Consider the following 13,683-nt stretch of genomic DNA (forward strand, 5'->3'; position numbering starts at 1 on the left):
CTTGCCTTGTTCACAGCAAAGCCCCGAACGGATCGAGGCTTTAAAATTCATACGGTTAGGTATCAGGTTCTAGGACGGGCTTCTAAGAGCAGGAAAAAGTGATCATCTCCAGCCACCTCGCTCTTAGAAACCAGGAACCGGTCCTGGGCTTCGCCCCAGTACCTGGCCGCGATGCGCCCTGCTCCAATTACAGGTGCTTGACCCGACGCTTGACCTCTTCCTGCTTGCCCGTATTAAAAGGACGCGCATCCGGGCTGCCCAGGTAGCCACAGACCCGGCGGGTCACCGACACCTTGGAAGGATCCGAGTTGCCACAGTTGGGGCAGACGAACCCCTTGCTGGTGCAATCAAACTCTCCGGTGTGGCCACAGTCGTAACACTCATCAATGGGAGTGTTGGTCCCATAGTAAGGCACTCGGCTGTAGGCGTAGTCCCACACATTTTCCAACGCTTCGAGGTTATGCTGCATGTTCGGGTACTCACCATAGCTGATAAAGCCCCCTGAGGTGATCGCCGGATAGGGCATCTCGAAATCGATCTTGTCGAACGGGTTCACCTTCTTTTCCACATCCAGGTGGAAGCTGTTGGTGTAGTAGCCCTTGTCGGTCACGCCACTCACCAGGCCAAAGGCCTTGGTGTCGATCTTACAAAAACGCGTACAGAGGTTTTCGCTCGGCGTCGAGTAGAGGCTGAAGCCGTAACCCGTCTCCTCGGTCCACTGGTTCACCGCCTGCTTAAGCCGGCTTACCACGCCCAGCGCCTTGTCGCGAAGCTGCTGGGAGTCATACACATGGCAACCATCGCCAAACAGGGCATTGATGGTTTCGTGCAGGCCGATGTACCCCAGGGAGATGGACGCCCGGCCGTTTTTAAAGATCTCGGTGATCTCATCATCGGCGTTAAGGCGCACACCACAGGCCCCTTCCATGTACAGGATGGGGGCGACTCGGGCTTTGACCCCTTCGAGCCGCTCGATACGGGTCATCAACGCCTTGCGGGCCAACGTCAGCCGCTCGTCCAGTAGGGAATAGAAACGCTGCTCATCACCCTTGGCTTCGATGGCGATGCGGGGCAGGTTCAGGGAAACCACCCCAAGGTTGTTACGCCCTTCGTGCTCCAACTGCCCGTCTTTTTCAAACGCATTGAGGAAGGAGCGGCAGCCCATAGGGTTTTTGAACGAGCCGGTCACCTCTACCACTTTCTCGTAGTTGAGGATATCCGGGTACATCCGCTTACTGGCACATTCTAGGGCCAGTTGCTTGATGTCATAGTTCGCATCGCCTGCCTTGTGGTTATGGCCATCCTTGATGGCAAACACCAGTTTAGGGAACACCGCGGTCTTGCGGTTCTTGCCCAGGCCATGGATCCGGTTTTTCAGGATCGACTGCTGGATCAGGCGCGCTTCCCAGCTGTCCCCCAGGCCAAAACCGAAGGTCACAAACGGCGTCTGGCCGTTGGCGGTATGCAGGGTGTTCACTTCATATTCGAGAGACTGGAAGGCGTCGTAACACTCCTTCTCGGTGCGTGCCTGAGCATAGGCCTCGGGCCGTGGAATGTCCCACTCCTGGGCCACCTTCAAATGCTTGTCATAGCTGGTGCGAACGTAGGGTGCCAGCACCTCATCAATGCGATTAATGGTGGTGCCGCCATAGATGTGGCTGGCCACCTGAGCGATGATCTGGGCAGTGACCGCCGTGGCGGTGGAGATCGACTTCGGGGTATCGATCTCGGCATTGCCCATCTTAAAGCCGCCGGTCAGCATCCCCTTAAGATCGATCAACATGCAGTTGAACATGGGGAAGAAGGGGGCGTAGTCCAGATCATGGTAATGCAGTTCACCACGCTCATGGGCTTCGACCACGTCCCGGGGCAGGATATGGCGACAGGCGTAGTGCTTGGCGACGATCCCCGCCAGCAGATCCCGTTGAGTCGGGATCACCTTGGCATCCTTGTTGGCGTTCTCGTTAAGCAGAGCGTCATTGCTCTGTTCAACCAGGCCACGGATCTCCTGGTTCAGACGGCTGGCGCGCTCACGGGCCACATCCCGATCATGACGATACTCGATGTAGGCGCGGGCCACCTCTTTCTCAGGTCCGGCCATCAAGACATCTTCCACCGCAGACTGGATCTGCTCGATGGCCACTTCGGCCTGACTTGCCAGTTGTTCGGTTACGGTATCAGCCACCCTCTGGGCATAGCCTGCATCGCCTTTGCACACGGCGGCAGCGGCGCGCAAAACGGCCTGTTTAATGCGTTCACCGTCGAACGTCGAGCGGCATCCATCCCGCTTAATCACAACTGGCATCGTCTATCACTCCTATGAATCATGGTCCCATCCGGCACCAGATATGGTGACGGGCAAAATTTCTAACACAACATATGGTGGCACATTCAAGCACCATCCGCTCCCGAATGATAGTGATCCGGATCAACAAAAGGTGTGTTGGCTTAGAATGCGAGCAAAGGTTGGTGAGGCTCTGGGCAGTCGGCCCTAAAGGCGGCGCACTATAGCCAAAAGCCCCTTTCGGATCACCTCAAAAAACCGGATACTTGTCGCCGATCACCCTTAGGAGAATTCAAGCTTGATCTGCAAATTTCTTTGTCTGCCAAACCCGGCTAAACAAGCAAAAGCCGCATGCTGAACTGGTTCACACATCGTCGCAGAATCGATGAAAAATCCCGTGAGCGAATGTGGCGGAGTTATCTCCGACGGCTCCCGATCTTGCATGGACTCACCCCCCTACAAAGCCAGCGACTGATCGCCCTGGGTCAACAGTTCCTTAAGCAGAAACGTTTTGTCGTGGTGGAAGGCATACTGGATGAACCCACCTGTATCAGGACCTCCCTGATGGCCGCGCTGCCGGTTCTGGAGCTAAGCTCAGGACTGGACTGCTATGCCACTTTCTATGAAGTGCGCTTCTACGCCGATGAATTTGTCACCCCCAGCCCCTATCAGGATCAGTATGGCCTGGTGCATGATCAACCCGGCCTTTTGATCGGCGAAGCCTGGGAACAGGGGCCGGTACTCTTTTCCCTCGAAGATCTGGCACACTGTGGCGACTGGAGTGGCTTTAACCTGGTGATCCACGAACTGGCTCATAAGCTCGATATGGCCAGCGGCGAGATCAATGGCTGCCCTCCTCTCCCCCTGGCTCGGCTAAACGATTGGCAACGGACATTGGCACACGCCAAGGCGGGACTGGAGCAGGCCCTGGCTGCCTGTGGGGACGACGAGCAAAGGCTACAAGCCCTACCTATGGATCCCTATGCCCTGGAAAGCGACGACGAGTTTTTTGCGGTCAGCTCTGAAGCATTCTTTACCCTGCCCCATCGCCTGTTCCAGGCTTTCCCCGACTGGTATCGCCAGCTTCAGGCCTATTACCGCCAGGATCCCCGCCAGCGGGCACCGGCAAACGCCTAGCTGCCCAGTTCAATACCGGACAAGAGACTCAAAACCTGAGGTATAAGGGTTGGCCGAGCTCAGCCCAATGAAAAACGGCCCGCATCTCTGCAGGCCGTTGTATCCAAGCGGGTGCTCAGCGAGCCTCAATGGCCGCCATGATCTTCTTAGCAATGTCGGTATTGTCCTGATAGCCGATAAAGGCATCGGCCCCCGCGCCATAAGCCATCACGTTCACATCGACACCTGTGTGTCCATGGGTGGTCCATCCGGTGTAGGAGTGATGGGCCACCACCTTAGAGATGGCATTGGACAGGGCATAATTATGCTCGCCCGCCAATTGCTGCTGACGGGCCAGTTCCAGCTCGGCCAGGTCCTGCTCGGTCAGGACCAGATCGGCATGACGTGACCAGATCTCGGCGATTTCCAGCTCAGGCTCCTCAAGCATCTGCCCGGCAATGTATCCGGAGGTACGATGAACCTGGTTGATCACCGTTGGCAGCCAGCGGTATTTGCCTTGAGCGCCCAGGGTCAGCCCGCCGGTCGAGTGATCGGCCGTGATCACCAGAAGGGTATCCGGATTTTCATCGACAAAAGCCTTGGCCCGCTCGATCGCCTTGGCAAAATCATGCATCTCGCCCAGAGCACAACGGATGTCATTGGCGTGACCACACCAGTCGATCTGACTGCCCTCCACCATCAGGAAGAAGCCTTCGTCACGAGCAGAAAGCAGCTCCAGCGCCTTATCGGTCATCAGCTCCAGTCGATTGGGGTAGTCGGTATCGATGGCAAAGGGCAGGCCCGTATCCGCCATCAGGGCCATGGCCGGCAGCTTATCCAGCTGCTGCATCTGCTCCATGTCCCAGGCCTGCTGCCAGCCCTTCTGTTGCAGCTGATCAGCCAGTCCACCCTCATCCCGGGAGAAGTAGCGCTGACCGCCACCGATCATCAGATCCAGCATGGTCTTATCGGCAATGCGCTTATGGACGTACTGCTCGGCGATGATGTCGTACATGCTGCGTTTGGCCACGTTGGCGACAAAACCGGCGGGGGTCGCATGGTTCACCTGTGACGTTGCCACAACCCCTGTGCTCATCCCCGCCTCTCTGGCTTGCTCCAGCATGGAACGCACCGGCAGCTTGTCCAGATCCACTCCGACGGCACCATTATAGGTTTTCACGCCGGAGGCCAATGCCGTAGCCGAGGCGGCGGAATCGGTCACGAAGGTGTTCTTACCCGGATAGGTGGCGGCCGCCCCAACCATCAGCTCATCAAACACGGTCGGTTCGACCACTTTGCCGGGCCGTCCCGCCACATCATAGCGGTGTGCCGTCACATAGGCCGGGCCCATGCCGTCACCGATCATAAAGATCACATTATTGATCTGAGGTGCCGAAGACGATGGGGCCAAGGCACAGCCAGCGAGGGCCATGGTCAAGGCAGAGATCGTCAGCGTCTTAATCCTGTTCATTGGGCTATCCGTCATGAGTGAACTTACATGTAAAAACTTTGAAATTTAAGGGTAAAGAGTACCCCATGGCCACAACCGCTTCCTAGTCACAGGCCACAGTTTTTCACTTGGCTTCCCGCCCGGGAAATGACGCCCTTTTGCTCCAAACAGCTTTTACTTATTGCTTCACGGATCTCCGAGGAATGACGGTTTCCTCCAAATAACCGCCTTTTGGGCGATCCTGCCCTCTTTACCCCATGACAGATCGCACCGGGTGCCCAGCGGCTTAATGCCCGAGTGAAGCCCTGCAAGGCAAGGGAGAAAGCCTGGATGGCCCGAAAGGCCAGTGGGGGCAGGAATGCCGTAGCCGGTCTTTTTAAAAAAGCAGGAACCGCGCCGTCATCAAGCCGACTCTGGCCGGGCCCCTGCCGCACCGGGTGGAATTAAGGATATGCCCCCAATGAAGGCTCAGAGGCGTCAGGGCAAAGCGCGCATCCGGCAGCAGCCCTTGTGTTAGTGGCTCATCAGCATCCCAGCTGTCGCGGCACAAATGCTGCCCGCGCGGTACCACACCAACGGGGCGAACCCCCTTGATGAACCGCGAAAGGCATTTCCCCGCCAGGGCGACCCCAGAAGTCGGACAAGCTGAGCACCATGGCGGCAATCGCGAGCGGGGGCTTTCCCACAAATCGCGATGAAGCTTTTGTCGCCCTCTTTCAGAGAGTGATATAGCCTTAGAGTGATGAGTCCATTTAAAACCCTTACCTGCAGCGAGCGCGTTTTCTTTGTCGGCGATCTTCATGGTGAGTATGCCCGGTTACAGCAGGCACTTCGTCAACAAGGGTTTAACCCCGATGAAGGTGACTGCCTGATCTGTGTGGGCGACCTGATCGATCGCGGTCCTGACAGCCCCGCTTGCCTGGGCCTACTCAGGCAGCCCTGGTTCTTCGCCGTTCAGGGCAATCACGAGTGGATGATGCTCAACGCCCTGCAGGGAGGAGAAGAGGAGATGAACTTCTGGCTCAACGCCGGAGGAAAGTGGTTTGCCAAGTTGCCGCCAGGCCAGCAAGAGAGAGTGGCGTCAGAAGGCTTGGCGCTGCTGCCCCACTTGCCCCTTGCACTGGAGATCCAAACACGGCTCGCTACCATAGGCGTGGTCCACGCCGAGTTGCCCGGCAACAGCTGGCCAGCCTTTCGTCAACGCTGCGTTGCAGGCCTCAGCCAAGAGGAGTGGGCGATCTGTCAGTGGTCCCGCCAGATGCTGAGCAAGATGAACAGAGGAGACTACCCCTCCCCCGTTCTTGGCATCGATGTACTGGTGACGGGTCATACACCACAAGCCATGCTGCGCAGCCATGGTAACCGGATCTGGCTCGACACTGGCGCCGGCTACCCCGGAGGAAAACTCACAATACTCGAGAGCCACCACTTGATCGAACTGTTGAGGTAGACCGTAAAGCAGATTAGACCTTCAAGCGGTGAACCAAATAAGCCGAAACCAGGCAGCCAGCCAGGATCCCGCACAGATCCGCCAAGATATCCAACTCAAAAGTAAAGCTTTGCTGTAACGCAAACATCATCACTTCTTCAAACAGGGCGATGGCGCCAATCACCATCGCCCCTTTAGGCAAAGGCAAAAACGCGTGAATACACTGGAACGAAAACGCAAAATTAGCCAATACGGTTAGCGTACCGTAGAGCAAGAAGTGTCCAAACAGGCTATGCCAGCAGAGGAGCGTTAACGCCTCATCACTTTGATTGGTCGACAGGGCATACACAGACAGCAACACCAGTGCCGAAAGAATAAATCGAATGGTAACTCGCGCCCACATTATCGAACGAGGATCGTCAAAAATCATGGCCCCATCCTAACCCAGTCTAAAAGTGATATGTTCACTCCAGTCATTACAGAAACCCTTATTTACCTTTGGCATTAAGGACTTTTGGCTTATGTCACACGGCTTGATGACAACCAAAGGGGGCTCCGCCCTGGTGAAGATACAACAAGCTGGATAAAACGTAGCGACACCAGGCGACCTTTGCCCTGCTCGATGACACCCAAGCATCAACTCACTCAGTCATGACTCGACCCAGCCTTGAGTGCCGAAAAGAAATTTGAGCGCACACTTGTTCGCTCAAAATTTACTGGTAAGATGACCCAAAAAGTTCTGAAAGGAAGCACTATGACCGTCCGTGCCTATTCACAGGGAGAGGAGATCGCCAATGCCGTATCACACGGTTTAGGCGTCGCTGCTGCGATCGTGGGGTTTACCCTGATGCTTGCCAAAGGGATCCCTGTCCTGTCTCCCGGTGAGCTTGCAGGGATCAGCGTTTATGGCAGCAGCATGATCCTGCTGTTTCTCTGCTCTACCCTTTATCACGCAGTGTCTCACCAACAAGCCAAAGCGATGTTTAAACGACTCGACCATTGTGCCATCTACCTCTTGATTGCCGGCAGCTACACGCCTTTCATGCTGATCGCCGTTAACAGCGAGTTGTCACTGGGTTTGTTGGCGCTGATCTGGCTATTAGCCGGCGCGGGTGTCCTGTTCAAAGCCTTCTTTATCGATCGCTTCAAGAAGCTTGCGCTTTTAACTTACCTTGCCATGGGCTGGGCCAGCTTGGTAGTGATCTGGCAGTTGTACCATGTACTGGCACTACCAGGCTTTATCCTGCTACTCAGTGGTGGATTGAGCTACAGCCTGGGAACTCTCTTCTATGCGGCGAAACATAGGCCCTATACTCACGCCATCTGGCATCTCTTTGTACTGGGAGGGGCTGCCTGCCACTGCGTCGCAGTCGGCGTCTATGTGATTCCCTGAGACCCGAGCCAGCAAAGATCGCCATAGTAAAACGTTTTATCTTTATGCCTTTTGCATCAGATCTAAGCAAAACTTTTTGTTGGCAAAGACTTATCAGGTATGCCAACCTTGAGTCGGCTTACTTTTATGCCATACTTTACGGCGCGACGGCCTCGTATGAATCGCATTCCTTACTGCCGTCGTTCGTCGCTGTACCGAATTTAAGGAGAGGATATGAAAGCAAAACTGTTGGTCGGTCTCGCCATGAGTGGTTTGCTGTTTGGTTGTGCAAACACCGCAGATCTCGAAGCCCAAGTTGACGCTCTGTCAAATAAGGTTGATGCTCTGGCTGATCAAGTGGGTAACCTGAGCTCACAGCACGCTGCCATGAACAGTAACATCAATGATGCGAAAGCGGCCGCAATGGAAGCACAAGAAGAAGCGGCGCGTGCCAACGCCCGTATCGATAACATGGCATCCGGTTACCGTAAAAAGTAACGACGAATACCATGTAAAAAAGGCTCGCCATTGGCGAGCCTTTTGTTTTCATTCCGTTTCATAACAAACGCATGGGCAAACCGCTTTGCTCCTCAAGCAACTGTTGAAGACGCTGGGGAGAGCCGGGCAGTGCATCCAGCTGCTGCAGAATCTCTTCACTGAGTTCTAGAGACTTGTCAGCTCGGTCCAGCTCAACATCTCCAGACAGGGGCTCATGAACCTCGATGTACCATCCATCGATCTCTTCGGACAGCTTTACCGGTTCGTTGATCACCCGAACTGGCTCCCCTACCCGCACCATGTCAAACAGGTGCTCAATGTCGTCGGGGCGCAAACGAATACACCCGGCAGATACCCGCATGCCGATGCCAAAATCCTGGTTCGTACCGTGGATCAAGTATTCCCCATTGCCAAAACCCAGACGCAACGCCCTGTGACCCAAGGGATTATCCGGCCCTGGTGGAACAACTCTCGGCAGCTCTACGCCATTTTCAGCGAACCAGTTGCGTCGGGTTGTCGCGGTAGGCGTCCAAGTGGGGTCTTTGCGTTTCTGGCTCACCCGAGTCAGACCGATGGGCGTTTCCCGACCAATAACACCGATTCCAATTGGATAGACATGTACCCGCTGCCGGGCATTTTCGAAGTAATACAATCTCAGCTCGGCGATGTTCACCACTATGCCAACCCGCTCCACATCCGGCAACAGGATCTGAGAGGGTAACTTAACCAAACTGCCGGGTGTCGGCAACAAGGGATCAACCTCAGGATTGGCCGCTATCAGTCCGAGCAGCCCCATATTGTATTGCTGGGCGATCGCATCGAGGGATTGACCTTGCTCCACCCTGTGCTCCATGGCAAAACCGATCAAACGGCTTTGAGCTTGGGGTGCCGAATAGATGGCCGCCTGCAGAGGCAAGGTAAATGCAAGCAAAAGATACAACAGATGACGCACGAAGAAGCTTCTCCTTGACTGACAAACGCCCAGTCTACCAGCCCAGTCCCTTTGGCGCATCTGCGCCGTGAAAGGCATTACTCTCACGGGGGGGATCAGGGACTGCACCTGCGCGCACAAGATAAGATAGAAAGGCGACCAGTTTGAATGAAAAAGCGATCTTAAACGTTGTCATTTTCCCCGCAAAACAACAACGCCCGAGTCATTGCCCGGGCGTTGATACGAACACCGTACTAGTGCTCAAAGTTGATCCGGATAGGTTTTTGCTGAGCTTGTGCTTCAGCCGGCTTCGGGATCATCACTTTTAATACACCATCACGGTAATTGGCGCGAATATTGGCGTTGTCGGTGACGGTAAAGGGCAAAGGAACAACACGTTGGTACGTGCCATAACTGCGTTCTACAACCTGATAGCCCTTCTCCTTTTCCTCCTTGTGTTCACTTTTGCGCTCGGCTTTCAGTAACAGGCGATCGCCATAACATTGCAACTCAATATCCTCTTCGGCCAGCCCGGGCAGATCAGCGGTGATCTCAAGCAGATCGTCCAGCTCACGAACGTCCACGGCCGGGATCAACCTACCTTGACCCTGACCCTCTTTGACACCAAAGGGCCAGAACTGATCTAACTGCTCAAACAGACTGCCAAAGTCATTGCGCCAGGGGTCCATAGCACGGCTATGGCCAAACAGGCTGGGGAATCCTCGACGCATGATCCACCTCCTTAACCATATCTCCTGAACCTCATTACTTATATGGGTGCGGTGCGCCTAAAGAGCAAGGAAAAGAGTTGATCCAGATCAAGGCTCAACCAACCATCTCCCTACCGATCACTGGTCCCAACCCGCCGGGCCAGTGCATTGGGATAACGTCTCTGACCGGCAAGATTACAGGCAGCGGCTTCCACGTCTTCGGCCAACAGCACAGGTGTCAGGCAGGGCTTAGCCTTCGCCTCCAGCCAGCCCAACGTCATCAACCGGTTTTCAATGGCCGCCGCCACCGCCAGCGCCGAATTTGCTTTAACGATTTCGGCACGAGCGTAATTCGGTCCACAAAAAGAGACATCGGCAGCCCGTAACTCAGGGTTTTCACCTGGGATCTGCTGCGCCCCGTATAGGGGCTTACCCCCAATCTCCGCCGCACCAAAGGCGGGCAAGAAATAGGCTAAATGGTTGATGGCATTACGACTGCGGCGGGCGGCGGTATAAGTATCCCACCCCAGTTCCAGCTTTTGTGCCAATACACGTGGTAGCTTGGGCTGGGCACTGATCTCCCCACTGGCACTGAGTCCCTGCTCGAACAGGGTGATGGCCTTGGTCATGCCATGGAGCTGAAAGTAGTTATCGGCGTATGGGGTAAACTGGGCCATTCCCTGATCCGTTCCCCGGGTGCCATGGAAGATCACTTCCGGCCAGTGGCCCTGAGCCTCTGGCCAGTGCGTGACATAAGCGGCCTTAAACTCCACCAGGCGCTGGCGTTTCTTGCCGATCAGATCATCCAACTCGCCGCTTCGAAATCCGCAAGCATTGATCAGGTAATCCACCTGAATACTTCCCCGGTGCTGTTGTTGTTCAAAAGCAATCCGCCAACCGCCACCCTGCTCCTTAACCTGGGTCACCCGCGTGCCCAGCATCAACTGGCAATTATCCAAGCTTTTGAGGGCTAGCATCGCATTCGCCGCCAGTCGGAAGACGCTGAGGCCGTACTCCTGTACCTGGATCAAAGGCCATTTGACCCGGTTCATATCCAGCTCTCGCGCCAGGGGGATCATCCAGTCATCCGCCGTCATCGGGCGCTCGGGCAGCGGTTGCTTCGCCAGAGCCTCCATCGCCTCTCGCTCATAGAGACGAAAGTACTCTTCGGGTGCCCCCAGAACCCGATTCGCGGGATCATCATTCACCAGCTTCTGGTAGTGAGCCTGAAGCTGAGTAAGACGAGGTAACAACTCCTCAACCGTACCCGGATCTCGAGTGGGTACTGCGATCACCGTTGGCCGGATATTGGCACAATGGGGATAAAACTTGAGTGTCTCTATCGATTGCTCCAACAGGACCAGACACTCCGACTCCGGGATCTCCCGATACAAATTGCCCCCCGCGTGAAGATGGCAGATCGGTGGTCCGTTGACCACACTCTCGCCCTTTTCGAGCAATACCACCTTGCATCGATGCCTCTGAGCGAGCTTCAGCGCAATGGTGGCACCGGCAACGCCGGCGCCAACGATAGCAATGACGGGTGAAGAGTGAGGATCGTGTTGAAGCGCAGGTAAGGCAGGCGTCATCTACAGCGTTTTCCATAACAAAATTCAGGACTCAGACGCATTGTAATCTGCCAAACAGATCTTGAAAACCTCCCTGTTTTTATCTTTAAGCCGCCGAGAAACCCTTAACTTCCTCGCCTCAGCCACTGCAATCATCGCAGCCCGGATCGACGGCCACTTCAACTCAGCCTAAACTGCTCAACCAAGGCTTTCAGCCCTCCTCCAAGCTCTGACACCTTGCGACTGGCAGCGGCACTTTGTCTGGCTCCCTCGTTGGTCTGCTCACAGATATGCTGAATGTTAACCACGCTTCGATTTATCTCTTCCACGGCCATGCTCTGCTGCTCGGCCGCCGTCGCTATCTGAGTATTCATCTGCAGGATGCAACTGACCTTGCTGGTAATGGCCTCGAGTCGAATGCCCGCTTTTTGCGCCTGAGCGACCGTCGTCCTCGCATTATCACGGCTATGTTCCATCACGGCGACTGAACGCGCCGCACCGCTTTGCAACGCATCAATAAGGGCTTCGATCTCCTTCGTCGAGCTCTGCGTTTTCATCGCCAACGTCCGGACTTCATCCGCTACCACCGCAAAGCCCCGCCCCTGCTCGCCCGCCCGAGCCGCCTCGATTGCCGCATTGAGCGCCAACAGGTTAGTTTGCTCTGCGATCCCCTTGATCACATCCAGGACGGTGCCAATGTTTTCACCATCATGACGCAGTTGCTCGATAACCTGACAGGATCCCTCCACCTCATTGGCCAGATCTTCAATGGCCGAAATGGTATTGGCAACCACCTCTTGGCCCCCCAATGCCTCCTGATCGGCAGACTCTGCCGCATTATTGGCCTCGATTGCATTACGAGAGACCTCCCGTGCCGTTGACGCCATCTCATTAACCGCCGATGCGACCTGTTCCGTGGCCGCCTGCTGCTCTGTCATGCAACGACTGGTTTGCTCCGTTACGGCCGCCATCTGTTCCGATGCATTGCTCAATTGCACACTGGAGTCGTTGATCTGCTCCATCTTACCCTGCAAAGCCCCAACGAATGCGTCGACACTGCAGCCCATCTGCCCGATTTCATCCTGATGGGACAGCTGGGTTCTTCGAGTCAAATCTCCCTGAGCGATCCCGGCAATCACGCTACTGGCCTGTTTCAGGGGCCCCACCACACTGCGGGTTACCCAAAAACCTATCCCGGCACCAAAACCGATCGCCAATAGAGTACTGAGCATCGAGAAATAGAGAGTGTGCTCTGCCGAGGCGTGTTGTGCCTCGACCCTCTGGCTGATCAGTGTCTCTTCCATTGAAACCAAGTCATTGAGCTGACTGCGGATCTGATCCATCAAGCGCTTACCCTGGCCCGAACGAACCATCAACGCCAGATCCTCAATGGTGGTAGGATGCTCGTTCACCGCCCGGCGCGCTTCAATCTCCGGCTTGGCGGCCTCTTCAAGCCAGCGTTGCACCAGCAGATTCAATTGCTCCAAGCCATCCGACTCGATTACAGCCATGCCTTGCAGTCGGGTTCGCACGCGTTCAAACGCCGCTTGTCCCCGATGGAAGGGCTCCAAAGACGCCTCCTTTCCGGTCAGCAGAAACCCTCTCTGTCCGGTTTCAATGTTCACCAGTTCGAGAGTCAATTGGCTCATCAACCAGTGGGCCTCACTGCCTTTCTCCAGGGGGCTTTCCAACGTATTCAATCGTTGGCGGATCTCATCAAATAATGTCTTTCCCAACGTCCTCGACGAGATCTGACGAAAATGGGACTGAGCCTCCGCTCCCAGAGTGACTTCGCGCCGCAATGCCATCTCCTGCTCAGCCACCTCTTGCACCCAGCGTGCCTTCAATCTGCGGATCTCTTCCCAACGGGCCACCTGTTGCGGATTGTCCGTCGTAAGCCGAGCGCCTCGTACGACTTGGTCGTCAAATTGTCGCTCACCCCGTCGATAGGGTTCCAGGTAACTCTCATCGCCGGTAAGCATATAGCCCCGTTGTCCGGTTTCCATATCCACCATGGCGGCCCCGGCTCCTTCAGCCACACGGATCACCTCATAGGTGTGGTTCACCCAACGAGAAGATTCGATCATACGTTGCACTTCGAAGTAGACGATGACGGCAATAGCAGCCGTTAACAGGAGAATCGCACCATAACCTATGGCCAATTTGATACTAAAACGCAGATCCTTGAAAGAAAACATAGGAAACCCATCCTTGTGTTTCGCCGTTGAGCGCGGTTTAGACCGTGAGGTTCAGAACAAACCAAGCAAGACTAAGCATGGTGTGCCTTAGATGATTTTTCCAAAAACCGTCTCTCTCAATCATCAA

Annotated in this window: 11 protein-coding genes; 4 read left to right on the top strand and 7 right to left on the bottom strand. The window is 55.3% G+C overall.

The window, feature by feature from the left end; all coding sequences use genetic code 11:
* Nucleotides 1-187 precede the first annotated feature (187 nt).
* Nucleotides 188-2,305, bottom strand: coding sequence for an anaerobic ribonucleoside-triphosphate reductase (nrdD, locus tag AC2D8U_RS05880; RefSeq protein WP_484618119.1), 2,118 nt, complete (start codon nt 2,303-2,305; stop codon nt 188-190).
* A gap of 330 nt (nt 2,306-2,635) precedes the next feature.
* Between nrdD and AC2D8U_RS05885 the strand changes: the two genes are divergently transcribed.
* On the top strand, nt 2,636-3,421 hold the full coding sequence (locus tag AC2D8U_RS05885; protein ID WP_484618120.1) for a M90 family metallopeptidase: 786 nt from the start codon (nt 2,636-2,638) through the stop codon (nt 3,419-3,421).
* A gap of 115 nt (nt 3,422-3,536) precedes the next feature.
* On the opposite strand, the gene AC2D8U_RS05890 is transcribed toward AC2D8U_RS05885, so the two are convergent.
* Nucleotides 3,537-4,871 (bottom strand): alkaline phosphatase, encoded by a 1,335-nt coding sequence (locus AC2D8U_RS05890; protein WP_484618121.1) that lies wholly within the window; start codon nt 4,869-4,871, stop codon nt 3,537-3,539.
* 721 nt (nt 4,872-5,592) lie between these two features.
* Between AC2D8U_RS05890 and AC2D8U_RS05895 the strand changes: the two genes are divergently transcribed.
* Nucleotides 5,593-6,300 carry a metallophosphoesterase gene (locus tag AC2D8U_RS05895; protein WP_484618122.1) on the top strand — a complete coding sequence of 236 codons (708 nt, stop codon included), beginning with the start codon at nt 5,593-5,595 and terminating at the stop codon, nt 6,298-6,300.
* Nucleotides 6,301-6,313: 13 nt separating this feature from the next.
* Here the strand turns inward: AC2D8U_RS05895 and AC2D8U_RS05900 are convergent, their stop codons facing one another.
* Nucleotides 6,314-6,709, bottom strand: a complete 396-nt coding sequence (locus tag AC2D8U_RS05900; RefSeq protein ID WP_484618123.1) for a hypothetical protein — start codon at nt 6,707-6,709, stop codon at nt 6,314-6,316.
* A 324-nt stretch (nt 6,710-7,033) separates the two neighbouring features.
* Between AC2D8U_RS05900 and trhA the strand changes: the two genes are divergently transcribed.
* Together trhA and AC2D8U_RS05910 are read left to right on the top strand one after the other, a co-directional pair.
* Nucleotides 7,034-7,672, top strand: a complete 639-nt coding sequence (trhA, locus tag AC2D8U_RS05905; protein WP_484618124.1) for a PAQR family membrane homeostasis protein TrhA — start codon at nt 7,034-7,036, stop codon at nt 7,670-7,672.
* A gap of 213 nt (nt 7,673-7,885) precedes the next feature.
* Nucleotides 7,886-8,149, top strand: a complete 264-nt coding sequence (locus AC2D8U_RS05910) for an Lpp/OprI family alanine-zipper lipoprotein (protein WP_484618125.1) — start codon at nt 7,886-7,888, stop codon at nt 8,147-8,149.
* 58 nt (nt 8,150-8,207) lie between these two features.
* Here AC2D8U_RS05910 and AC2D8U_RS05915 read toward each other — a convergent pair whose 3' ends face one another.
* From AC2D8U_RS05915 to AC2D8U_RS05930, 4 genes are all read right to left on the bottom strand, one after another.
* Nucleotides 8,208-9,101: a L,D-transpeptidase family protein gene (locus tag AC2D8U_RS05915; RefSeq protein ID WP_484618126.1), complete on the bottom strand. Its 894-nt coding sequence runs from the start codon at nt 9,099-9,101 to the stop codon at nt 8,208-8,210.
* 233 nt (nt 9,102-9,334) lie between these two features.
* Complete coding sequence (locus AC2D8U_RS05920) at nt 9,335-9,811, bottom strand: Hsp20/alpha crystallin family protein (RefSeq protein WP_484618127.1); 477 nt, start codon at nt 9,809-9,811, stop codon at nt 9,335-9,337.
* 110 nt (nt 9,812-9,921) lie between these two features.
* The gene (locus tag AC2D8U_RS05925; RefSeq protein ID WP_484618128.1) at nt 9,922-11,379 is read right to left on the bottom strand and encodes an FAD-dependent oxidoreductase; all 1,458 of its coding nucleotides are present in this window, start codon (nt 11,377-11,379) and stop codon (nt 9,922-9,924) included.
* Nucleotides 11,380-11,537: 158 nt separating this feature from the next.
* Nucleotides 11,538-13,556, bottom strand: a complete 2,019-nt coding sequence (locus AC2D8U_RS05930; protein ID WP_484618129.1) for a CHASE3 domain-containing protein — start codon at nt 13,554-13,556, stop codon at nt 11,538-11,540.
* Between the last annotated feature and the right edge of the window lie 127 nt (nt 13,557-13,683).

This window comes from Ferrimonas sp. YIN67 (assembly GCF_057219095.1).